Here is a 23267-nt window from a genome sequence, read left to right as displayed (position 1 = left end):
GCCGCGAAGCGGCCGGATGAGGCGGCCTGCCGGGCGAAGACCGGCAGGGGTAAGGCCGACGATCAGGCCGGGGTCATCAGCGCCGGCAGCAGTGCGCCCGACACATGCTGGACGACATTGACCTTCTTCGAATGCACGATCGGCTGCGCATATTGGATCAGCGGCAGCACGTAGGCCTGTTCGGCGATATATTTGTCGACCGCCTTCCAGCCGGCGATGCGCTTGGCCTCGTCCTTCTCGCCCCAGAGCGGGTTGATCATGTCGACAAGGTCCTTGCTGTCCCACACCGAATGCGGGCTCGGCCCGTACATGGCGAAACCGGTCGAGGTGGTCGGGTCGCCGATGGAGTTGCCCCAATTGTAGAAGGCGGCCGGCGCCAGCTTGTCCGCGGCGCGCAGCTCGTAATGCTTAGCGATCTCATAGACCTCGATATTGGCCTCGATGCCGACCTTGCGCCACATGCCGACGATCGCCTGGATCATCTCATAGTCCTTGGGCTTGAAGCCCTTGGTGGTCTGTATGGTGAACTTGACCGGCTTCTTGGTCGAATAGCCGGAAGCGGCAAGCAATTCCTTGGCTTTCTCCGGGTTGTGCTCGACCTTGATCGAAGGATCGAAGGCCGTGTATTCCGGCGTCTCCAGCGTTGCGATCGGCTGGCCGTAGCCGCGAAGCAGCCGCTTGACCAAAAGCTCCTTGTCCACCGCCATCACGGCCGCTTGGCGGACGTTCTTGTCCAGCATCGCCTCGATGTCGTTGAAGAAGATCATGCCGATGTCGGAGACGTTCTTGATCGAGCCGGCGAGCCCGCTCTTCTTGATGAGGCGGTCATATTCCTCATAGGGGATTTCGAGCGTCACCTGCGAGGAGCCGGATTCGATCTCGGCGACACGGCTCGCCGCGTCGGTGACGAACTTGATCGTCACATTCTCGAAAGCGGGCTTGGTGCCCCAGTAGTTCGGATTGGCCTTGAGCCGCAGGAAGGCGTTGCGCTCGAACTTGTCGACCATATAGGGGCCGGTGCCGATCGGCGCCTTCTCGAAACCTTCGGCGCCGACCTTCTCGTAATAGGCCTTCGGCAGGATGTAGCCGGTCAGGAACGACATCCATTTGAAATAGACCGGGTCGAACTGCACGACGTCGCCGGTGATCTTGTTGCCGTCGATCTTGAAATTATTGACGTTCTTCCAGACGAACTGGATCGGGTTGCCGGTCTTCTCGTCGCCGGCGCGGGTCAGCGACCACACCACGTCTTCCGGCGTGAAGGGCGAGCCATCATGCCATTTGACGCCCTCGCGCACCGTCATCGTCACCTTGGTGCGGTCGTCGTTCCAGCCCCATTCGGTGAGCAGCCCGGGCGTGAAGGAGAGGTCCGGCTTCTGACCGATGATCTGGTCGAACACCGACTGGTAGAGCCCCTGGATGGTCGGGTTGACCGCGGAAGGGCCGGTGGTCGGATCCCAAGACGGCAGGTTGACATTGTAGGCGATGGTGAGCTCGCCAGCCGCCTTGGCCGCCCTCGGCAGGCCGAGCGTCGCGGCACCCAGCGCCACGGCGCCATATCCAAGCAAGTCACGTCTGTTGATGGTCATGGTCGTTCCCCTTGTTGGTTGTCATTGTACGCGCGGCGTTTTCATTCGGTGGTGGGCAACCGCGCCTTGTCCATCCCGGAATTCTTCGGCTCAACTTCCTCCCAGCTGTTGGGCGAGCATGAAGCCGGAGCCCGCGCCCGCGCCGGCACCCGGCCATGTCGCCGCGCCGGTGAGGTAAAGGTTCGAGACCGGCGTGTTCCAGCGTGCGAAGGAGCGCGCCGGACGGAAAAGGAAATTCTGCGCCAGATGGTGGCTGCCGCAGATCTGGTCGCCGCCGACGAGGTTTGGGTTTTCGCGCTCGAGGTCGAGCGGCGAGAAGATCGCGCGGCCTAGAATCTTTTGCCTCAAACCTGGCGCATAGCTCTCGATGATATCGAGCACGTGCTCGGCATAGGCGTCCTTGACCGCATCCCAATGGGCAGGGGCGATCTTGCCGGCTGCATCGCCGAGGATCTCCGCCGGCAGCATGCGCACCTGCACCCACAGCACATGCTTGCCCTGCGGCGCGCGCGAGGGATCGACCGCCGTCGGCTGGCCGACGACCAGCACGGGCTGGTCGGGCAGCAGGCCGGCGATCGCCTGCTGGTAGGTGCGCGACATGGCTTCGAGCGAGGGCGCCAGATGCACATAGGCGAACCGGCGAAGCTCGGCGCCAGCGCTCCAGTCCGGCAGGTCGTCCATCGCCAGATGGATCATCATCGTGCCCGGCGCGTGACGGAATTTCTGCATCGCCGCGTCGAAGCCGGCGTCGCCGGAGCCGTTGGGCAGCAGCTTGCCCGTCAGCGCTTTCGGCGCGACACCCGCAATGACGGCCTTGGTCGCGACATGGGTTTCGCCCGATTCCAGCCGCACCCCATTCGCCTTGCCGCCCGAAACCGTGATCTCGACGACATCCGCGCCGGTCGTGATCTGGCCGCCGGCCGCCTTCACCATATTGGCCAGCGCGCGGATGATCGTATCGGCGCCGCCCTTGCCCAGCACCATGCCGAAACTCTGGTTGGCCATCGATTCCAGATAGGGGAACACAGCACCCCCGGCGATGTCGGGCGCGAAGTCGAGATGCATGCCCCAGGCCGCGAGCGTCGTGCGCACATGCGGCGTCTCGAAGTTTTCCTCCAGCCATGCGCGGGGCGAGGAGAGCAGCAGTCGTCCCGTATCCAGCGCGCCGGCCAAGCCCTTCTTGCGCCAGAGATTCCAGCCCGTGCCGGCCAGCGCCCTCGCGCTCATCGGCGATCCGAGCAGCCGGAACAGATGCTCGGCTTCGCCCGGAAAGGCCGACACCAGCCGGCGCCATGTGGCCGCGTCCGCCGCGGAGAAGGCGGCCAGCCGGGACGCGGTCTTTTCGACGTCGTTGCTGACGCCGAACCACTTCCCGTCCGGAAAGGCGCTGGCGAAACAATCGGCCACGGGCGCGAACTCCAGCCCGTGGCTTTTCAATTCATTTGCATATTTCCGGTGGAAGGCGGAGCCGGCGAACAGGCTCAGATTCATCGCGCCGAAATCGTGCCGGAAGCCGGGAAGCGTATATTCGCCGGTTTGCACAGCGCCGCCGATCGTCTGGTTGCGCTCGAAAACCGCTATTTTCCAGCCCTTGAGCGCCAGATGCGCGGCGCATGCCAGACTGTTGTGGCCCGCCCCGACAAAGATGGCGTCGAACTCGCTCACGCCCCGCCCCGAAAATGCTTTATGCTTAAAGATAATTGCAGATGCATATGTTTTCGTCTAGTAGGTATATTAAGGGCCGCAACGAGCCTTGATGATCACCAGAAAGAGGGAACGAAAGACCATGGACACGCAGAAACTCCTCGGCGAGGTCGCCGGCCAGCTGCTCTCGGGCGCCATCAAGGTGGTCGACCTGACGGCGCCGCTCGGACCGAACACGCCGCTGATCAAGCTGCCGCCGGAGCTCGCCGTCGATACTCCGAAGGTCGAGATCCACGCTATTTCCAAATATGACAAGAACGGTCCGTGGTGGGCCTGGAACTGGCTGAAGCTCGGCGAGCATTCGGGCACGCATTTCGACGCGCCGCAGCACTGGATCACCGGCAAGGACTATCCGGACGGCGCCACCGACACCATTCCGGCACAGAATTTCGTCGGCCCGGTCAACGTCATCGACTGCTCGAAAGAGGCCGCGGCCGATCACGATTTCCTGCTCACCGTCGACCACATCAAGGCCTGGGAAGCCAAGCACGGCGCCATCAATCCGGGCGAATGGGTGGTGATGCGCACCGACTGGTACAAGCGCAACGGCTCCGAAGCCGAGTTCCTCAACGCCAACGAGACCGGCCCGCACACGCCGGGCCCGACGGCGGAAGCCATCCAGTTCCTGATCAGCAAGGACATCAAGGGCTGGGGCTCGGAGACGATCGGCACCGATGCCGGCAAGGCCGGCGGCATGGAACCGCCATTCCCGGCGCACACGCTGATGCACAAGGCCAACCGCTATGGCCTGGCGAGCCTCTGCAATCTCGACCAGCTGCCGCCGAGAGGCGCGATCCTGATAGCTGCCCCGCTCAAGATCGAGCACGGCACCGGCAGCCCGATCCGCGCGCTGGCGCTGGTGCCGCGGGGTTAAAGCCAAGGCCACGACGATGAGCGACGTCGATCACATCATCGTCGGCAGCGGCATCAACGCCCTGGTCTGCGCGGCGATGCTTGGCGCCAAGGGCGCCAAGGTGCTCGTGCTCGAGCGCAACGACCGCATCGGCGGCTGCATGCGCACCGAGGAGGTGACAGTGCCCGGCTTCGTCCATGACGTGATGGCGACGACCTTCGTGCTGTTCATTACATCGCCGGCCTTTGTCGCGCTCGGCAAGGACCTTGCGCGGCACGGGCTGGAATTCTGCCACACGGCGACGCCCACCGGCGTGCTCATGCCGGATGGCAGCCATGCCGTGCTCACCACCGACCGCGCCAACAATATCGCGGCGCTCAACCGGATCGCGCCCGGTGACGGCGATCGCCATGGCGGCGATGTCGGCGACATCGAGCGCAATGCCGGGCTACTCTTCGGCCTGCTCGGCGGCGCGCTCTGGTCCTATCCGACGACCAAGCTCATCGCCGGCGAGGCCTGGCGGCGCGGTCCGCGCAACCTCGCCGCCTCCATGGGCGAGGCGCTGGTGCCCGCGCGCGGCTGGCTGGAAACGACCTATACATCCGATACTGTCCGCGCGCTCTGGGCCCCCTGGGTGCTGCATGCCGGGCTCGGACCGGAAGACGCCTTCTCCGGCCAGATCGCCAAGGTCATCGCCTTCGCCCTGGAGGCGGCAGGCGCGCCGATCGTCAAGGGCGGCGCGAAGAATCTGCTCGCCGCCTTCGAGGGGCTGATAAGGGAACGCGGCGGTGAGATCCGCGTCAATGCCGATGTCGCCTCGATCGTCCAGGCCGGTGGCCGCGCCTCCGGCGTGCGGCTCGCGTCCGGCGAAACGGTGACGGCTACGAAGAGCGTTATCTGCTCGGTCACGCCGACACAGCTTTACGGCCGCCTGCTCGGCAGGGACGCGCCGGAGGCGGCAACCATGGCCACGCAGGCCTATCGCTATGGCAAGGGCAATTTCCAGATCCATTATGCGCTGAACAAGCCGCCCGCCTGGCGCGGCGAGGGCCTCGACAAGGTGGCGCTGCTGCATCTGACGCCGGGGCTCGACGGCGTCTCCAAAGCCTGCAACGAGGCGGTGCGCGGCCTGCTGCCCCAGGTGCCGACCATCTGCGTCGGCCAGCCGCACGCGCTCGACCCGTCGCGCTGCCCGGAGGGCAAGGCGATCCTGTGGCTGCAATTGCCGGAGGCGCCGCGCCACATCAAGGGCGATGCCGCCGGCAAGCTCGAAACGCCCGCCGACGGCCGCTGGACCGAGGCGTTGCGCGAAGCCTATGCCGACCGCGTCGAGGCGATCCTCGCCAACCATATCGACGGTTTTCGCGAGACCATCATCGCGCGCCGCGCCTATTCGCCGGCCGATCTCGAAGCGATGAACATCAACCTCGTCGGCGGCGATCCCTATGGCGGCTCGTCGACCATCGACCAGTCTTTCCTGTGGCGGCCGTTCAAGGCCAGCCGCAACCACGAGACCGGCGTCAAGGGCCTCTACCACATCGGCGCCTCGACCCATCCGGGCGCCGGCCTCGGCGGCGGCTCCGGTTTCCTTTTGGCGGGGAGGCTGTGATGGAACAGAAGCTCCCGGAAAAACGCCAGCGCATCTCGACCCTCGGCCAGATCGGCCTGCAGCAATTCGCGCCCTATCTGATGAACCGCATCATGGGCCGCTACAACGCCACTTTGCGCGACGATTTCCGCAAGCAGGGCCTGACCATCCCGCAGGTGCGGACGCTGGCCGTGCTTTCCGTCACCGACGGCGTCACCGTCAATGACCTCTCGGTCTACACGGTGATCGAGCAATCGACGCTTAGCCGCACGCTCGACACGCTGGAAGGCCAGGGCCTGGTGCGCCGCGAGCAGGGCGTGACCGACAGCCGCTTCCGCCATGTGTTCCTGACCGATGACGGCCGCGCGCTGTTCACCCGCGCCTGGCCGGCGATGCACGACGCGTTCGAGGCGATGTTCGATGGTGTCGACGATGCCGAATATGCGGCGCTGATCGCGACGCTCCAGAAAATGCTGAAGAACATCCGCAGACACGAAATCTAGATGTACGCGCCGCCCGGCAACGGCGGCAACGGAAGGAGGCAGACATGGCCGAACGGTCTTTTGCCAAGGAAGTCGAAAAGCTGAGGCTGGGCGCCGGCGAGGAGTTCGCCGGCGAGGGCATCCTCGCCATCACCAAGGCGCTCTTGCAGTGCGGCGTCGGCTATGTCGGCGGCTATCAGGGCGCGCCGATCAGTCATCTGATGGACGTGCTTGCCGACGCGCAGGACATTCTGGGCGAACTCGGCGTGCATTTCGAGGCGAGCGCCTCGGAAGCGACTGCAACCGCCATGCTTGCGGCCTCCGTGCATTATCCGATCCGTGGTGCCGCCACCTTCAAGTCGACCGTCGGTACCAATGTTGCTTCCGACGCGCTGGCCAATCTGGCGTCCGGCGGCGTCACCGGCGGCGCGCTGATCATCGTCGGCGAGGACTATGGCGAAGGCTCCTCGATCATGCAGGAGCGCAGCCACGCCTTTGCCATGAAGAGCCAGGTCTGGCTGCTCGACCCGCGCCCGAACCTGCCCTCGATCGTCAAGGCGGTCGAGGACGGCTTCGAATTGTCGGAGGCCTCCAACACGCCGGTGATGCTGCAGGTGCGTATCCGCTGCTGCCACGTCCACGGCCACTTCATCGCCAAGGACAACAAGCGTCCGCCAATGTCGGTCGCCGACGCGCTGTCCGCGCCGCGCCGCGACACGGGTCGCATCGTCCTGCCGCCCGCCTCCTTCCTGCACGAGAAGGAGAAGGTCGCCAAGCGCTGGCCGGCGGCGGTCGATTTCATCAAGAGCCGCAAGATCAACGAGATGTTCGGGCCGGACCACGGCTCGGTCGGCATCGTCATGCAGGGCGGCATGTATAATTCGGTCATCCGCGCGCTGCAGCGGCTCGGCCTTGCCGACACCTATGGCGACACCGACGTCCCCCTCTACGTGCTGAACGCCGTCTATCCGCTGGTGGACGACGAGTTCCTGTCCTTCTGCGAAGGCAAGCAGGCCGTGCTGGTCGTCGAGGAAGGCCAGCCCAACTATATCGAGCAGGCTTTCGCAGCCATGCTGCACAAGGCCGGGCGCGGCACGAAACTGGTCGGCAAGGAGGATCTGCCGATGGCCGGCGAATATACCGGCCAGGTCATGCTCGACGGCATCGGCTCCTTCCTGCGCGCCAACGCTCCGCATCTCTTGCCGGGCGAGGTGCGTGCTCCGAACAAAACGGGTGAGGGCGTCGATACCGCCGATCTCACCAATGTCGTCCCGGGCCGCCCGCCAGGCTTCTGCATCGGTTGCCCCGAGCGGCCGATCTTCGCCGCGACCAAGCTGGTCGAGCAGGAGCTTGGCAAGCACCACATCGCTTCCGACATCGGTTGCCATCTGTTCTCGATCATGCCGCCCTTCGAGCTCGGCGCCACCACCATGGGCTACGGGCTAGGGCCGGCCTCGGCCTCCGCCTTCAACTCGCCGGAAGCAAAACGCCGGTCGATCTCTTTCGTCGGCGACGGCGGCTTCTGGCACAATGGCCTGACCTCATCGATCGGCAACGCCGTCTTCAACCGGAATGACGGCGTCATCGTCATCGTCGACAATTTCTACTCGGCCGCCACCGGCGGCCAGGACATCCTGTCGTCGCGCGCTTCGAACCGCACCAAGTCCACGAAACATCCGATCACCGAAGCGGTGAAAGGCATGGGCGTCAAATGGCTGCGCCACATCGACCGCACCTATGATGTCGGCAAGATGCAGGCCACTTTGCGCGAGGCGCTGACCACCGACGAGAAGGGGCCGAAGGTCATCGTAGCCTCTTCCGAATGCATGCTGAACCGCCAGCGCCGCGAAAAGCCGCTGGTCGACAAGGCGATCAAGGGCGGCGAGCGGGTGGTCAAGCCGAAATTCGGCGTCGACGAGGACATCTGCACCGGCGACCACGCCTGCATGCGCCTCTCCGGCTGTCCGTCGCTCTCGGTGAAGACACTCGACGATCCGCTGCGGGACGATCCTGTCGCATCGATCGACCAGAACTGCGTCGGCTGCGGCAATTGCGGCGAGGTGGCGGATGCCGCCGTGCTCTGCCCGTCCTTCTACCGCGCCGACGTCGTCCACAATCCCGGCCGCTGGGACCGCTTCCTGGAAAGCGCGCGCCGCGCCGTGATCGGCCTGTTGCAGCGGCGCCGCGAGAGCCGCCGTTTGATGTTCGCCGATGCTTGACCCCAGTGCACCGCTGCGCCCGAAGACGGGCGCTTCAAACGACGAGCGGGTGATAAAGCTCGCCGTGCTCGCCGTAGGCGGCCAGGGCGGCGGCGTGCTCGCCGACTGGATCACCGACGTCGCCGAGCGCAGCGGCTACATAGCCCAGTCGACATCCGTGGCGGGCGTCGCCCAGCGTACCGGCGCCACGATCTACTATATCGAGATGGCCCGCGACACCGGCCGCCTGCCGGTCTTCGCGCTGTCGCCCTCGCAGGGTGACGTCGATATCCTGATCGCCGCCGAGCTGATGGAAGCCGGTCGCGCCATCATCCGCGGCTTCGTCACGCCCGAGCGCACCACGCTGATCACCTCATCGCATCGCATCCCCGCCGTCTCGGAAAAGATCGAGCCGGGCGATGGTCGCGCCTCGTCGGAAAAAGTGCACGCGACGGCGCAAGCGGCGGCCAAGCGCTTCATCGCCTTCGACATGGAAAAGATCGCCGCCGACAACGGCACCATGATCTCGGCCAGCCTGCTCGGCGCGCTGGCCGGCTCCGACGCGCTGCCGTTCCCGCGCGAAAACTACGAACAGGCGATCGGCGCCGGCGGCCGTGGCGTCAAGGCGAGCCTCGCCGCCTTCGGCGCCGCCTGCGACCGAGCGCGCGGCATCGCGGCCGCGCCAGCCGACGATAAGGCAGCGGCGCCTGCCGCTTCCGAAGCCCAGCTGACGCCAAAGGTCAGCGGCCCGGAAACCCTGCTGAAGGGGTGGCAGGGTCTCGCCGCCCGCGTCGCGGCGCTGCCGGAGCCGGTGCGCGACATGGCCGAACGCGGCCTGAAGAAGGTCGTCGACTTCCAGGACATCGCCTATGGCGGCGAATATCTCGACCGGCTGGACAAGGCGCTCGCGCTGGATACGCCGGAACGTAACTATGCGCTGTCGATCGCCGCGGGAAAGCATCTCGCCAACGCCATGTGCTATGACGATATGATCCGCGTCGCCGATCTGAAGACGCGCTCGACGCGCGACAAGCGGGTGCGCAAGGAGATCGGCGTCAAGGAAGGCGCGGTGCTGCAGGTCACCGAATATTTCCATCCGCGCATCGAGGAGTTCTGCGGCACTCTGCCGGCAGGCCTTGGCAGCTATATCGAGAGCCGGCCGAAACTCGCCGCCTTCCTCGACCGCCGCATCAATCGCGGCCGTCACATCCGCACCGACAGTTTCACTGGTTTTGCGACGCTGTGGTTCATCGGCGGACTGCGCCGCTGGCGTCGCGCTCTGCTACGCCACAAGGTCGAGGTCGAGCATCTGGAGCGCTGGTACGAACTGGCGCTGAGCCACGCTCGCCAGGACTACGCTTTGGCCACCGAGATCCTGAACTGCCGCCGCCTGATCAAGGGCTACAGCGACACCCATGCCCGCGCCCAGTCGAAATTCGACCGCGTGCTCTCGGCGCTGCCCATGCTCAAGGGCCGCGACGACGCCGCCGACTGGATCCGCCGCCTGCGCGAGGCCGCGCTGAAGGACGAAAAGGGCGAGATGCTGGATGGCGCGCTGAAGACGGTGGCGACGCTGGGCGACAGCCGGGTTCAATAAGCGTCGAGCTGCTTATTCAGAAGCCTCTCGTCCCGAGACCTGCTCGACGAGGATCCGGAAAAAGACGTGCGGCAGGCTGTCCGACGGGGGTGGCGTGACGGGCTTGAGCGCGCCCGGTTCCCACCACTCCGTATGCTTGCTCAACACCGCCCAGGCGTGGTCGCGCTGAACCTTGTGGCCGACCCGGTCCGGCAGTTCCTCATAGCGGCCCTCGACGATCACGCTTCGCCAACCGCGCCCCTGCGTGTGTTCTCCCACCTGCGCGCACACCAGGGGATTCTCCCGCATCCAGTCGATCTTCTTGCCGAGCAGGGAAAAGGCGTAGAGGTGGCTGTCGGCGTAGGCGTAGTTGAAGGGCACGACATAGGGTTGTCCGTCCTTCGCGCATGCCAGATGTCCAGTGCGGTTTGCCGCCAGCATTTTCGTGCATTCCAAGGTGGAGAGCGTGCGGATCATCATCGGTGTGATCTCCTGTTTCAGCGGGCCTTCGGTCTTGACGATCTCCGTCGGTCGCTTCTCATCGACCCTAGTGCGAGACGCGTCCAGGCTCATTGATATGGATCAATTCGATATGGTGCCGAGGGTCTGCGAGACCGATCGCTTCGGATCGAAACAATCGACCGGCGCTGCCGCGAACCGATCTAACGAACATGTGATCCATCCCGCTCCGACGGATTTCGCCCCGGTCCTCCGTTTCAGGGAGGTAGGGACGAATTACGGAGAGAAGCATGTTCACAAAACACTTGCTGCCCATTGCCTTGACCGCCGGCACTTTGATGCTGCCCGGCGTCGGCTCGCAGGCCATGCCGCTTGTCAAGCCGGGTGCCGCCCCGCTGCCGATCGAGACCGTCGGCTGGCGCTGCGGCCCCGGCTGGCACATGAACCGCTGGGGCAGGTGCGTGCCGAACGGCCGGGTGATCATCCGCCCGATGCATGTGCGCCATTGGCACCCCGGCTTCTGGTATCACGGCCGCTGGCACCCGGGTTTCTGGAGTTGATGATCGCTTTGGAGAGCGACGAGAAAGCCCGCGCTGGCAACGGCGCGGGCTTTTTTTGTCCTAACAGGGGCGAAGTTCGGTCATTCGCGTCCGTAGCTTAAGCGCGTTGCAGTGGTGGAGAGGCTTTGAGACCTCGGCGGGACAGCGCCCCCCTCTGTCCTGCCGGACATCTCCCCCACAAGGGGGGAGATCAGCCGTCACGCCCGCTTTCGCCAATCTTGTACGTCGTAGATTTGGGCGGAGCGCCGCAGCTGCCAATCTTCCCCCCTCGTGGGGGAGATGTCCGGTAGGACAGAGGGGGGCGCGAAGGATCGCGACCGATCTCATTTTGCATTGCTTCGTCCCAGGACAAATTGACAGACACTTGGCGCCTGTCACCGATGGGCCAAGTCGAGGCTCACATCACCAGATCCCGCATCGGCTTCACCGCCGCCGACTCCGGAAACACCTTGTCGCCGAGCACCGCGGCGGACAATCCGAACTGATCCGCCAGCAACCCCTTCAGCACCGCGCGCACATCGCTGGTCGGCGCAAGGTCGCGGCCATCATAGAGCTGCGCCGGCTTCAGTCCTGGCCAGTCGGCGATGACACGGCCGCCTTTGACCGCGCCGCCGGCGAGCAGCACCACCGTGCCCGTGCCGTGGTCGGTGCCGACCGTGCCGTTGATGCGCGCCGTGCGGCCGAATTCGGTGATGGCGACGATTGCCGTGTCTTTCCAGCGTTCGCTCAGCCCTTTCTCGAATTCCTCGAAGGCGCCGTCGAGGCCGCCGAGCAGGTTGGCGAGCCGGCCGGTGGCGCCGCCTTCGTTGACATGTGTGTCCCAGCCGTCGAAGGCGAGCGCGGCGATGCGCGGGCCGTCATCGGCCGCCATCAGCCGCGCGGCGCCTTGCGCCGACTGCCGCATGCCGGCGGCATTGCCGAGGCCGCCCTTCGGATTCATCGTCTGGCCGTCGAGCTGGTCGCCCATCGCCATCCGGTCGGCGTCGAGACCTTTCTGCAGGGCTGCAGCCAGCACCGGATCGCGATGGTTGTAGAGGTCGAGCACGCGCTCGGCCAAGGCGTCGCCGGGGGTCGGCAGCGCCTGCGGCGCCCAGCCGAGAACGGGGGCGGCACCGCGGATCACCAGCGGCGTCGAAGGCCCGACCGCCAGCCCGCCGGCCTTCGCGATCCTGTCGCCCGCCGGCAGGTTGGCCAAAGCTCGGTTGAGCCAGCCGGTTGTCGCATTGCCGGGGCCGGGGAGGCCGCTCTCCAGCACGTCCTGGCCGTCGAAATGCGAGCGGTCGCGATAGCCGGTCGCCGCCGCATGCACCACCGCCGCCTGGCCGGCCTTGAAAAGGCGCGCAAACACCGGCATTGCCGGGTTGACGGCGAAGAAACCGTCAAGCGGCAATGCCGGGTTGGCGCCTGAGAGCGAAAGCGCGATGTCGCCATGCAGGCCGGCATAGTCCGGGTCGCCGACCGGCCCGACCGTCGACAGCCCGTCCAGAGCGCCGCGCAGCAAGATAACGATCAGGCGTGGATCGCGGTTGTCGGCCGCGCGGGCAAAGCGCGGCAGATAAGCCCAGGCGAACAGCGCGCCGCCGGTCATCAGTACCGCCCGGCGGGATGGATTAGGGGTTTCGCAAAGAAGGCTCATGGCCGCATCTCCACTAACTCTTTGTTTTTACGCAATTCCGGACGGAAAGCCGCTGCACACTTTTCGTGGAATTGCTCCAGGTCACCGCCGTTGGAACTCGGGCGCCATCAGCAGCAGCGCCAGGCTCTGCTGTTTGGACTCGGCGCGCGAAATCGCCTGCCGTGTCTCGGCCGAAACGGAATTGCCGATCAGCGACGCCAGCGTCTCGTCCGGATCGCCGATATCGTTCGCCTGCTTCGCGGCCTGCCAGGCGATGTCCAGCCGCGTCTTGAGGCCCTCGGCGGAAGCCCATGCATCCGTCTGGTCGGAAAAGCCGTTCGGCCCCGGCGGCTGCCACAGCGGTTGACCGAGCGCCCTCAGCCAGCGCAGCGACCGTTGCGGTTCGTTGCCGGTGGAGGGGCCGACCGCGCGCCGCAACGCGACCACATAGTCCAATGGCGTGAGCAGCTTCGTGAGCGGCGCCGACCAGGCTTCTGGCAAATCGATCAGCGTCAAGGCGATCGAGCGCAGATCGCCGTCGGTCTTGGTGAAGACCGCGGCCAGGCGAGCGACAGCCGCAGGCGGCGGATCGTCGGCGATGAAATGCCGGGCAAGCTTGTTGGCAATGTGCCGCGCGGTGGCCGGGTGGCGTGCAATGTCGTTGAGCGCTGCCTCTGCCTGGCCCATGCCGCCGCCCGGATAGGTCTTGCCGAGCAGCATTGCCTCGCCCGGCTGATGCGCATTGGGGTTGAAGACGAACGTGCCGGGTTCTCCCAGACGTCCCTCGCGGCCTGCCATGGTCCAGCCGGTCAGCATGTCGGCGAAGCTGGTGACGTCGGCCTGGGCATAGCCGCTGCCGACGCCCAGCGTATGCAGCTCCAGGATCTCGCGGGCAAGGTTCTCGTTGAGGCCGCGTCCGCGCCGCCGGCCGGCGCGCGAGTCCGGCCCGATCGACTGCTGGTTGTCGAGATAGAAAAGCATCGCCGGATGATGCTCGACCGCCAAGAGCATATCGGCGAAACGGCCGAGCACGAAGGGGCGAATTGCCTCGCGCTCGAAGGCGCCGGCGCTCGCCCGCACCACCGGGGCCTTGGCGGCTGAGACGCAGAAATGGTTCGACCAGAAGCCGACCAGACGCTCGACGAAGCCGGGCGTCGCGGCAAGTGCCTTGTCGAAACGCGCCTGTGCCTCGTCGCGGTAGATATCGGCCTCGATACGCGGCACCGCGGGCCTGGCTTTTGCCATGGCCGGGCCGGCTGGATCATCCGCCGGCTGCATGGCCACCGCCGCCTTCTCGTCCCGCGCCGCCTTGCGCTCCATGGCGGCCGCCATGCTGGCCTGGATCGCCGCGGTGCTGTCGAGCAGCCCGGCATTGCGCGGATCGTCGGGAGGGATGAGCGTGATATCCTGCTGCTTGACCTCTGCCTTGAGGTAGCCGCGCGGATCGGCGGCGATCTTGCCGAGCTCGTCGCCCGGTCTTGCGCCGAGGCCGAAGCGGTGAAGCGCGACCAGGGCTTTATCCGGTGGTACGGGATTTGAAACCGGTGCGGCCAACGAAGCCTCCGTTCGAAGCCGGCTCGAATTCAAGGGATTGCGCCGGCCGGCATGTTCCAGGGATCGCTAAAGGGCGCTCATGATGCCGGCCGCAGCACCGGCATCACGAGGCGGTTCTTACCAGCGGCGCAAGTGGTGCCAGCGGTGGTACGGATGCCAGACCGGGCCGATATAGACGCGCGGTCCGCCCCAGTAATAATAGCCGGGATAGATCACGCGGCGATTGGGCACGCAGCGGCCCCAGTAGTTGGGATGCCAACCCGGACCGCAGCCCCAGGCGACATGCTCAATCATTGCGGGCGCCGGCGCGACCGGTGCGACCGGCATCGCCGAGGCAGCACTTGCCGCGGCCGTCCCGCCGATGGCGAGCGCTGCCGCGAGCGAATATTTCGTCAGACGTTTCATGGGATACTCCCGAAAGGGTTTCGAGGTTGAAGAGAACCTGCCGGCATCGATGGACGGCAGGCCTGTCCCTCTTTCCCTTGAACGGAGCGTGTTCGCCCTTTCCGTCGCTGCCTATGGCGATTTTTTTGCCGGCCTGCCGGCGCGTCGAAGCAGGGCATCCGCCAGCAGTTGGCGATCCTCAGGCGAGCTCGACGCCGCGAAGTCGATGATGCGCTGTTCCAGCCGCGTGCGGATGGTGGCATCGGCGTTGCGCGCCCGCTCCAGGGCGGCGGCAAGCGCGGCACGGTCGAGGGTCGGCTGTTGCAGGAGGCTGGCGGCCTCGCGCCGCGCGGCCTGGCCATCGAGGATGACGTCGCGGGAGTCGCGGCGCACCTCGCGCAGCGCCTGGCGGAAGGCCTTGCGGTCGGCGGCGGGCAGCCTGCCCCCCGCCGATTCCAGCGAATAGCCCGGATTGGATTTACCGATCAGCCAGCCGGCTCCGCCGGCGAGCGCGCCGATTAGAAAGACGTTGAGCACCAGGGATGCGGCGACGAGACGGGGGTTCATAGGTCCTCCTCGGTCTGGTCGGCGTCGGGACCGGCATCGCCGAACGACGTCGCATTGGCGTCCATCACATAATGGTCGGACTGGATATCCGGATTGACCACGGTGACCAGCGCCAGGCCGGCCACGGCGCCGGCGAGACCGACGCCGGCAAGCCCGAAGCCCAGCCACCAGAACCGCCGACGGCGCCCTTGCCTGACGTCTGCCGTCGCCCTGGCGACGATCGCGCCATAGAGCGCTGGGCTAGGGGCCTCGACGCGATGCCGGTCGAGCACGGCGTCGAGCCTGCCGGCGCGCCGCAGAATGGCGCGGCCTTGATTGGTCTCGGCAAACAGCGTGGCGGCGGCCTGCTCGGCCTGCGGCCAGCGGTGCAGGGCGCTGCCATAGGCGTCCGCCAACACGGCGAAGCGCGCTGCATCCATCAGCCCTTTCGTAGTCTTCTCAGCCATCTCGTTCCCCCTTCCACCGTCTTGACGTGGCCCCCCACGTCCTCATCCGCGAGGCCGCCAGTTCCCTTGCTGTCTCAGTCATCGCCATCGTCTCCGACGAGCATCGCCTGCAAGGCGCGGCGGCCCCGCGCGAGCAGGCTTTCCAATGCATCGACGCTGACCCGCATGGCGCTGGCGGCCTCGATGTTGGACAGGTCCTGATAATACACCAGCACGATCGCCTCGCGCTGGCGCGGCGCGATGCGCTGCAGGGCCTGGCTGACCCGCCGCTCTTCATCGCCCGGCAGGGCATCCGGAAGCGGCGTCTCATCGGCTACCTCCGGCAGCTCGTCCGTTACCCATTCGCGCCGGCGCCGCAGCCGGTCGTAGCAAAGGTTGAGCGCGACGCGGTGGACCCAGGTGTCGAAGCGCGCGCCCTTCCAGCGCCAGCCCGAGGCGTGGCGCCAGATGCGCACGAAAGTCTCCTGGGCGACATCCTCGGCCTCCGCCGCGTCGCCCAGCATCCGCCTGGCCAGCCCCAGCACGCGCGGCAGCTTGCGCGCCACCATCGCCTGCACGGCGGCGGGGTCGCCGGCGCCGATGCGCCGTACCAGTTCCTCGTCCGGATCGGCGCCCATCAATCAAGGCGCTCGCGACTGTCATTATGCAGCATAGCCTCTTGGTCATTGCTCCTCATTGGAAGCGGATTTGTGGCCCGGCCTCTCGTCGTCGCTGAGCACGCCGTCTCCGTTCTTGTCGAGCTTGGCGAAGCGTTTTGCCAGGAAGGCGTCGAGCTCAGCCTTATCGACGAAGCCGTCCTTGTTGGTGTCCAGGTGCGCGAAGGTTTTAGCCGGATCGCCCTTGGCCTTGCGCGCGCTCTGGAAAGCGGTCCATTCCGCGAGGCTGACCTTGCCGTCGTTGTCGGTGTCGGCCCGCATGAAAGCCTTTTCCCGCCGCTTCTCGAACTTCTCCAGCGTCAGGCCGGACTTGGCGGCGGCGGGAGCCGAGCTGGTCGGGGCCGGTGCAGGGGTAGGTGTCGACGTCGTCGTCTGCGCGACCGCGGCCGCGGTCTGCAAACCAAGGGCAACGATGAATAGGGTAGGGCGGATCATGCTCTCGTCTCCGGTTGGGCGCGGCCATTGGCGGCTACGCTTCAGCCGTTAAACGCGGGGCAGAGCAAAATCCGTCGGTCGTTCAGCGACACAAAAAGCCATCTCCGGCCAAGCCGGAAACGAGCTACTTCCGGGTAAAATCTACCTCGGTTGATCGACCATCACCAGTTGGTCCGGCTTGAAGCCGGCATGCTGCGGGATCCAGACGTCGCCCTCGCGGTTGAACCAGTGGCACAGATACATGCCCGAGGCCGCCCCGTCGCTGACGGTCATTTGCGGGCCTCCGGACTTCAGCCTGACGACGTCTCCGGTCTTGAAACTATTGGGCATTTCGACCTCCCATGCTGACAAAGGGAGTGTCCCACCAACGGCGATTCCCGACAATGGCCGAGATGCGCCGAGGCGTTGTGCGGAAGCAGGAAACGCAAGGAAAACTGGTGCCGCTTGCGTGACTCGAACACGCGACCCCATCATTACGAATGATGTGCTCTACCAACTGAGCTAAAGCGGCCCGGGAAGCATCGCGCTTCCAGAATGCGCTGGGTGATAGACTCAACCGCTCGCTAATTCAAGATGGGCAGCGGCGAATTCCGGCCCTGAGCCCGGCAATTCCCGTATACGGTTAGCGCGCAACGGAAGCGGCCGAGGCCTGTGGCAGCCTGCGAGCCAGCTTGTGAATGGCGGCTCTGCCGATGGATTGCGGCAGCGCCTGCGAGGAAAAATGTTGATTCTTCAACAAAAAATGCCGAAATGGTTTTGAATGCGGCAAGGCAGCCGCCCGCCCGTTGATTGATCGGTCGCCTGCGGCTAACGATCGGGCAACCGGGAGCGGACGCTGAGAGGGAGCTCGCTTGGACGCCATCGAGAAAGCGATCCGCAATGCCTTCGAGAAAGGCAATGCCGAGGACCGGGCGTTTCGCGAGAAGGTCTATCGATCGGCCTTTGCCGCGCTCGACCGCGTGTTGCAGGCCAATCCGAACGTCACCGTCGAGGCCGCAATCAGCCGCCGCAAGGCGGTGCAGGCCAAGATCACCGAGATCGAATCCGAGTTCCTGCCGGCCGTCCCCGATGTGACGCTGCCGCCGGAAAACGTCGCGCCGGCCGGCAGTGCCGCGCCGGCTCCTGGCGTCGAGGCTCCTGCCGATTCGGCCGCGCCTCCGGTCGATGCGCCGCTGCCGCCATCGCAGACCGCGCCGTCGCCCTCGATCACCGTCGACGGGCCGGTCCAGCCCGATGATTCCGACCAGCCGCGCTCGCGCGTGCTGCCGCGTGTGCCCGACATCATGCCGGACGAGAATGCGCTTCCCGACGCGCCGTCGCTCGATGATTCGCCCGGCACTCCGGTCGGCAATGGCGCCGAGGTCACGCCCGACCGCGACGAGCGGCGCATCAGGGGCAGGCGGCTGCCGCTGACCGCGATCTTCGTCGTCGCGACGCTGCTCGCGGCCGCAGGCATCGGCCTCTATTTCGCCAAGCAGACCGGTGTCTTCAAGACGGCGGCAGAGCTCAACACCGGCCCGCCCGAACCGACGCCGACGCTGGATGACGAGGATTCCTCCTCGCAGCCGGTCGAACCCGGCTCGCCGCAGAAGACAGGCCAGGCGGACCAGTCGAAGAACTGGATCAACGTCTTTTCGCCGGCCGACCCGACCCGCGTCAGCACGCCTTCCGACGCCAATGCCGAGGTGATGAAGGACGACACCGGCCAGTTCCTGCGCATCCGCTCAGGCGCTTCCGGTTCGGCCATCGTCTTCGATGTCGGCCAGGGTGTGCTGGAAAAGCTGGCCGGCAAGCATGCCGTGTTCGACGTCGTCGCCCGCTCGGAAGAGGGCAAGGAGACGCAGATCTCGATCGACTGCAATTTCGGCGACCTCGGCGATTGCGGCCGCAAGCGCTACGCGGTCGGCCATGAGCGCAACGAATATCTGTTCGACGTGCAGTTCCCCAACAAGCATCCGGGCGCCGCCGGCACCATCGCCGTCAACTCCGACTTCGACCAGAAGGGCAAGTCGGTCGATATCTACGAGATCCGCGTTTCGATCGCGGAGTGAGCGCGCCGCTCTACCCACGGACGCTCGCGCTCCACCCCGCCCGCGCCTTCGGCGCGACCTCCCCATCGAGGGGAGGTAGGGGTTGGCGCGGCCTTCTACCTCCCCTTGATGGGGAGGTCGGCGCGAAGCGCCGGGTGGGGTGACGGCGCCGATGCTGGTCTACTACCGATCCAGCAGTGCCTGCAGCGTCTCGATGCGATCGGCCTCGGCCGCCGGCTTGTCCCAGCGCAGCCGCGAGATGCGCGGAAAGCGCATCGCGACGCCCGATTTATGCCGGGTAGAGCGGTTGAGGCCTTCGAATGCCACCTCCAGCACGAGCCCGTTCCGGCGGTCGGCGCGCACCGAGCGCACCGGCCCGAACCGCTCGATCGTGTTGTCGCGCACGTACTTGTCGATCTCTCTCAGCTCCTCGTCGGTGAAGCCGAAATAAGCCTTGCCGACCGGCACCAGCTCTTCAGCGCCCTCCGGTCCGGCCCAGACGCCGAACGTGTAGTCGGAGTAGAAGCTCGAGCGCTTGCCGTGGCCGCGCTGCGCATACATCAGCACCGCATCGACGGTATGCGGATCGCGCTTCCACTTGAACCACGGGCCCTTCGGCCGGCCGGCGAGATAGGGCGAATCCCAGCGCTTCAGCATCACCCCTTCGATGATCGGATGCGGCGGCGCCTGGCGCAGCCGTTCCAGCGTCTCCCAATCGGTGAACGCGACCAGCGGCGAGAGGTCGAAGCGGCCGGGATCGAGTGTCTTGACGAAGGCTTCCAGATGCTTGCGGCGCTCGGCGAAGGGCAGCGCGCGCAAATCCTCGCCATTGATCTGCAGCGCGTCGTAGCAGCGCATGAAGGCCGGATATTGCTGCTGGATCTTCGGCGATACGCTCTTGCGGTTCAGCCGCTGCTGCAGGTCGGAAAAGGTCCCGGTCGCCTCGCGCGGATCGCCGACCAAAAGCTCGCCGTCGAGCGCGGCTTCGAAAGTCATCGCCGCGGCAAGGTCCGGGAAGGCGCCGGAGACGTCGTCGCCGGTTCGCGAATAGAGCCGGCGCACGCCGCCTTCGCACACCGCCTGCACGCGGATGCCGTCCCATTTCCATTCCGCCGCATAGTCGGCCGGTTCGAGTTTTTCGAGGTCGCCGTCGTCGACGGCGTTGGAGAGCATAACCGGCCGGAACAGCGCGAGCGCCGCGCTCCTCGGCTTTTCCGCCCGGCCTTCCAGCCAGGCGAACAGCTCGGTGTAAGGCGGCGCCAGCCCGTGCCAGAGCTCCTCGATCTCGGCGATGTCGACCTTGCCGAGGTCGGCCAGCGCCTGCTTGGCGAGCCGCGCCGAAACACCGATGCGCAAGCCGCCCGTCACCAGCTTGATGATGGCGAAGCGCGCCGAAATGCTGGCGTCGTCGAGAAGGCGTGCCAGCACCTTCGGCCCGTCGGACCGGCTGGCCGCCTGCAATTTGCCGACCACCTCGGCCAGCGTCGGCACCTGGTTGGGAATGTGCCCTTGCGGCTGCGGCCAGACCAGCGACACGGTCTCGGCGAGGTCGCCGACATAGTCGTAGGAATAGCCGAACAGCACCGGGTCCATGCGCTCGACCACCAGCGCGCGCAGCATCGCCGGCTTCACCGCGGCGATGTTGAGATCGCCCGTGATCGCCGCCAGCGCCAGCCCGCGGTCGGGGTCCTCGACGCTGTGGAAATAGTCTCTGAGCAGTGTCAGCTTACCGTTGCGCGACGGCGTCAGAACGAGGCGGTCGAGTAGCTCGGCGAAGCGGTTCATGCGCGCCACGCCAAGGGCAAAAGCCGGCGCGAGGCCCCCCTCTCTGTCCTGCCGGACATCTCCCCCGCAAGGGGGGAGATTGGCAGTTTCGGCCCTGCCGCGCACCTTGCAACGTTGATGGTTGGCGAAAGCCGTCGCGACATCTGATCTCCCCCCTTGCGGGGGAGATGGCCGGCAGGCCAGAGGGGGGTGTGAAGGATCGCTGCGTTCGCGATTTCTGGATCAAAAGACTGCATCAATCGCCCTCGTCCTCATACCCCACCAGATGCAATGGCCGCGCCGCGATCCCCTCCAGCTCGCACCAGCGCACCAGCGCCTCCTCGCGGCCATGCGTGACCCAGATTTCCGCAGCACCCGTTTCCTTGATGGTGATGATCAGCTCGTCCCAGTCGGCGTGGTCGGAAATGATCAGCGGCAGCTCGACGCCGCCCTGCTTGGCGCGCTGGCGGATGCGCATCCATCCCGAGGCGAAGCAGGAGATCGGGTCCGGAAAACGCCGCGCCCAGCGGTCGGCGAAGGCCGATGGCGGCCCGACCACGATCGCGCCGGCGAAATCGGCCTTGGCGCCGCTCTCCACCGTCCCCGGCTCCAGCCTGCCGAGATCGATGCCCTGGCTCTGGTAATATTCGCTGAGCTTCGCCAGCGCGCCGTGGATATAGATCGGCCTGTCATAGCCCGCGTCGCGCAGCAGCCGCATCACTCGCTGCGCCTTGCCCAGCGCATAGGCGCCGATCAAATGCGAGCGTTCAGGAAACTGCGCCGCCGATTTGAGCACGCGCGCAATCTCCTCATGGTCCGGCGGATGCCGGAACACCGGCAGGCCGAAGGTCGCTTCGGTGATGAAGACATCGCAGGGGATCGGCTCGAACGGCAGGCAGGTGGCGTCCTTCTGGCGCTTGTAGTCGCCGGAGGCGACGATGCGGATGCCCCTATGCTCGACGCAGATCTGCGCCGAGCCCAGCACATGCCCGGCCGGATGGAAGGTGACGGCGACGCCGTTGATGTCGGTCGTTTCGCCAAGCGTCGCGGCCTGCGTCGTTCCGGCGAAATCCTCGCCATAGCGCAGCCCCATGATGTCGAGCGTTTCCTGTGTGGCGAGCACCGAGCGGTGGCCGGAGCGCGCATGGTCGGAATGGCCGTGCGTGATCAGCGCCCGCTCGACCGGGCGCACCGGGTCGATGAAAAAATCGCCTGGCGGGCAATAAAGCCCTTCCGGCCGGGATTTGAACAGGTCGCTGGCGCGCATCGCCTCAAGATAGTGGCTAAATTTGCCGCGGGAAGCCTGTTGCAAGAGACTGCTGACTCATCCTAAACCCGCCCGCCGGCCCGGCTCGCCGGTGGGATTCTTTGCAGATGAAACCGCTCCAGGCCTCGTCGGGTGATCTGAACGCCGACCGTCGCGCCGATTTCGCCGAAATGCTGCTTGCCTCGGGCGAGCCCGCGCAGGCGGCGGAGCTTCTGCTCGGCGCGCTGGAGCTGGCGCCGCAATGGGCCGCCGGCTGGTTTCGCCTCGGCGAAATGCAGGAGGCGGCCGGGCTGCCCGACCTGGCCGCGCGAGCCTGGGCCATGGCGCTGGAGCTCGAGCCCGCGGACCGCCTCGGCGCCGCGTTGAAGCTTCAGCTGATCGGCAGAGCGCCGGCTGCCGCGGCACCGCCAAGCGCCTTCGTCGAGACCTTGTTCGATCACTACGCCGACAGTTTCGAGGAATCGCTTGTCGGGAAGCTCGGCTACGGACTGCCAGATTTTCTGAGCCAGGCCATCCGCAAGGCACGGCACGGCCGGTTCCGGCTGGCCCTCGACCTCGGTTGCGGCACCGGCCTGATGGGCGAGAGGCTGCGCCCGCTCGCCGACCGGCTGGAGGGTTACGATATCTCGGCCGGCATGCTGAGGAAGGCAAAAGCCAAAGGCATCTACGACCTGCTGGCCAAGGCCGATCTTCAGAATTTCACTCGCGCCGGCGAGCGGGCCGACATCGTGGTCGCGGCAGACGTGTTCATCTATATCGGCGCGCTCGAACGCATCGTCGGCGCGGTGGCCGGCATGCTAGCCGAGGACGGGCTGTTCGCATTTTCGGTCGAGAGGCTTGCCGGCGGCGGTGATTTCGCTCTGCAGCCGTCACGGCGTTATGCGCACTCCGAGACCTATGCTTGGCGCGTGCTTGCCGCCAACAGGCTTGCGGTTCTGTCGCTGGACCGCACGGTTATCCGGCACGACCGGCGTGATCCCGTCGAGGGCCTGGCCATCGTGGCCGGCTTCCCCACCACCGCATCTGCCGGGTTGAGCACTCAGGCACCCGCATGAGCCCGTGCTTGCTGCGAAAAAGCCTGAATGGCATGGTCGGGGTGGCGCGGGGCAGACATCACGAGGAGAAATCCATGCGCTGGACCATGGTCGTGTTGGCGTCCTGCCTGACGGTCGCCGGCTGCGTCGGCGGCACGTCGATGGCCGAGCGCCAGGACGAGGACGTTCAATCCTCATTGAAATATGACGATGTGCCTTGCGATCAATTGCTGGCACAGCGCAACCAACTGGCGCAGCAGAACAATCTGCCGATCACGGCCAAGCCGAGCTTCTCCAATCCGGCGATGGGCTTCGGCCCGTTCACGCCGGACATGCGCTCCAAGGCGCAACGCGCCAGCAACAAGGCGAGCGGCGAGATCGACGCCATGAACCGGTCGATCGAGCGCCGCGATTGCGGCAAGCCTAAGAAGAAGGAGAGTTTCGGGTTGCCTGGTTCGAAACCGTCCTGAGAATTCGCTGCCGCTCGCCTGGATCGCTATAATCCG

22 protein-coding genes and 1 tRNA gene are annotated in these 23267 nt (G+C 66.0%); 9 read left to right on the top strand and 14 right to left on the bottom strand.

The features are described from left to right. Positions 1-62 precede the first annotated feature (62 nt). The gene (locus EN869_RS21440; RefSeq protein ID WP_127227701.1) at positions 63-1589 is read right to left on the bottom strand and encodes an ABC transporter substrate-binding protein; all 1527 of its coding nucleotides are present in this window, start codon (positions 1587-1589) and stop codon (positions 63-65) included. Between the two features lie 90 nt (positions 1590-1679). Further along, complete coding sequence (locus EN869_RS21435) at positions 1680-3254, bottom strand: NAD(P)/FAD-dependent oxidoreductase (RefSeq protein ID WP_127227700.1); 1575 nt, start codon at positions 3252-3254, stop codon at positions 1680-1682. A 121-nt stretch (positions 3255-3375) separates the two neighbouring features. Here EN869_RS21435 and EN869_RS21430 point away from each other — a divergent pair, with 121 nt between their 5' ends. The 5 genes from EN869_RS21430 to EN869_RS21410 are packed head-to-tail and all read left to right on the top strand — an operon-like array spanning position 3376 to position 10011. Next, the gene (locus EN869_RS21430; protein ID WP_127227699.1) at positions 3376-4167 is read left to right on the top strand and encodes a cyclase family protein; all 792 of its coding nucleotides are present in this window, start codon (positions 3376-3378) and stop codon (positions 4165-4167) included. Between the two features lie 16 nt (positions 4168-4183). Further along, a complete protein-coding gene (locus tag EN869_RS21425; protein WP_127227698.1) occupies positions 4184-5755 on the top strand; it encodes an NAD(P)/FAD-dependent oxidoreductase in 1572 nt (523 codons plus the stop codon). Further along, on the top strand, positions 5755-6237 hold the full coding sequence (locus EN869_RS21420) for a MarR family transcriptional regulator (protein ID WP_127227697.1): 483 nt from the start codon (positions 5755-5757) through the stop codon (positions 6235-6237). Before EN869_RS21425 ends, EN869_RS21420 begins: the two co-directional genes overlap by 1 nt. A 44-nt stretch (positions 6238-6281) precedes the next feature. Next, on the top strand, positions 6282-8435 hold the full coding sequence (locus tag EN869_RS21415; RefSeq protein ID WP_127395042.1) for an indolepyruvate ferredoxin oxidoreductase subunit alpha: 2154 nt from the start codon (positions 6282-6284) through the stop codon (positions 8433-8435). After that, positions 8428-10011, top strand: coding sequence for an indolepyruvate oxidoreductase subunit beta family protein (locus EN869_RS21410; protein ID WP_127227695.1), 1584 nt, complete (start codon positions 8428-8430; stop codon positions 10009-10011). The genes EN869_RS21415 and EN869_RS21410 overlap by 8 nt, the downstream gene beginning before the upstream one ends. A gap of 12 nt (positions 10012-10023) precedes the next feature. Here EN869_RS21410 and EN869_RS21405 read toward each other — a convergent pair whose 3' ends face one another. Next, positions 10024-10470, bottom strand: coding sequence for a pyridoxamine 5'-phosphate oxidase family protein (locus tag EN869_RS21405; RefSeq protein ID WP_127227846.1), 447 nt, complete (start codon positions 10468-10470; stop codon positions 10024-10026). Positions 10471-10739: 269 nt separating this feature from the next. Between EN869_RS21405 and EN869_RS21400 the strand changes: the two genes are divergently transcribed. Next, entirely contained in the window at positions 10740-11009 is a 270-nt protein-coding gene (locus EN869_RS21400) for a hypothetical protein (protein ID WP_127227694.1), read from the top strand. Positions 11010-11406: 397 nt separating this feature from the next. On the opposite strand, the gene EN869_RS21390 is transcribed toward EN869_RS21400, so the two are convergent. The 9 genes from EN869_RS21390 to EN869_RS21350 all read right to left on the bottom strand — a co-directional run bounded on the left by EN869_RS21390 (position 11407) and on the right by EN869_RS21350 (position 17177). Further along, positions 11407-12645: a DUF1501 domain-containing protein gene (locus tag EN869_RS21390; protein ID WP_127227693.1), complete on the bottom strand. Its 1239-nt coding sequence runs from the start codon at positions 12643-12645 to the stop codon at positions 11407-11409. Between the two features lie 81 nt (positions 12646-12726). Continuing rightward, a complete protein-coding gene (locus tag EN869_RS21385) occupies positions 12727-14178 on the bottom strand; it encodes a DUF1800 family protein (protein WP_127227692.1) in 1452 nt (483 codons plus the stop codon). A 117-nt stretch (positions 14179-14295) separates the two neighbouring features. Then, positions 14296-14583 carry a hypothetical protein gene (locus EN869_RS21380; RefSeq protein ID WP_127227691.1) on the bottom strand — a complete coding sequence of 96 codons (288 nt, stop codon included), beginning with the start codon at positions 14581-14583 and terminating at the stop codon, positions 14296-14298. 111 nt (positions 14584-14694) lie between these two features. Continuing rightward, entirely contained in the window at positions 14695-15129 is a 435-nt protein-coding gene (locus EN869_RS21375) for a periplasmic heavy metal sensor (RefSeq protein ID WP_127227690.1), read from the bottom strand. After that, complete coding sequence (locus EN869_RS21370; RefSeq protein ID WP_127227689.1) at positions 15126-15575, bottom strand: hypothetical protein; 450 nt, start codon at positions 15573-15575, stop codon at positions 15126-15128. The genes EN869_RS21375 and EN869_RS21370 overlap by 4 nt, the downstream gene beginning before the upstream one ends. Before the next feature lie 74 nt (positions 15576-15649). Beyond that, complete coding sequence (locus EN869_RS21365) at positions 15650-16192, bottom strand: RNA polymerase sigma factor (protein ID WP_127227688.1); 543 nt, start codon at positions 16190-16192, stop codon at positions 15650-15652. Positions 16193-16237: 45 nt separating this feature from the next. Then, positions 16238-16666 carry an EF-hand domain-containing protein gene (locus tag EN869_RS21360; protein WP_127227687.1) on the bottom strand — a complete coding sequence of 143 codons (429 nt, stop codon included), beginning with the start codon at positions 16664-16666 and terminating at the stop codon, positions 16238-16240. A 141-nt stretch (positions 16667-16807) separates the two neighbouring features. Beyond that, a complete protein-coding gene (locus EN869_RS21355) occupies positions 16808-16996 on the bottom strand; it encodes a YodC family protein (RefSeq protein ID WP_127227686.1) in 189 nt (62 codons plus the stop codon). 105 nt (positions 16997-17101) lie between these two features. Next, positions 17102-17177: transfer RNA gene (locus EN869_RS21350), tRNA-Thr, on the bottom strand. A gap of 340 nt (positions 17178-17517) precedes the next feature. Between EN869_RS21350 and EN869_RS21345 the strand changes: the two genes are divergently transcribed. Further along, positions 17518-18717 (top strand): hypothetical protein, encoded by a 1200-nt coding sequence (locus EN869_RS21345; RefSeq protein ID WP_127227685.1) that lies wholly within the window; start codon positions 17518-17520, stop codon positions 18715-18717. Between the two features lie 162 nt (positions 18718-18879). Here the strand turns inward: EN869_RS21345 and EN869_RS21340 are convergent, their stop codons facing one another. Further along, a complete protein-coding gene (locus EN869_RS21340; RefSeq protein WP_127227684.1) occupies positions 18880-20481 on the bottom strand; it encodes a cisplatin damage response ATP-dependent DNA ligase in 1602 nt (533 codons plus the stop codon). A gap of 235 nt (positions 20482-20716) precedes the next feature. Continuing rightward, positions 20717-21727: a ligase-associated DNA damage response exonuclease gene (locus tag EN869_RS21335; RefSeq protein ID WP_127227845.1), complete on the bottom strand. Its 1011-nt coding sequence runs from the start codon at positions 21725-21727 to the stop codon at positions 20717-20719. A gap of 107 nt (positions 21728-21834) precedes the next feature. On the opposite strand from EN869_RS21335, the gene EN869_RS21330 reads away from it, so the two are divergent. After that, positions 21835-22782 carry a methyltransferase domain-containing protein gene (locus tag EN869_RS21330; protein ID WP_127227683.1) on the top strand — a complete coding sequence of 316 codons (948 nt, stop codon included), beginning with the start codon at positions 21835-21837 and terminating at the stop codon, positions 22780-22782. Positions 22783-22856: 74 nt separating this feature from the next. Continuing rightward, entirely contained in the window at positions 22857-23231 is a 375-nt protein-coding gene (locus tag EN869_RS21325; RefSeq protein ID WP_127227682.1) for a hypothetical protein, read from the top strand. Positions 23232-23267 lie beyond the last annotated feature (36 nt).

This window comes from Mesorhizobium sp. M2D.F.Ca.ET.226.01.1.1, from assembly GCF_004022705.2.
In the GTDB taxonomy this organism is placed as follows: Bacteria; Pseudomonadota; Alphaproteobacteria; order Rhizobiales; family Rhizobiaceae; genus Mesorhizobium.
Note: the sequence above shows the minus strand (reverse complement) of the source record. Positions and strands in the feature narration are given on the sequence as shown.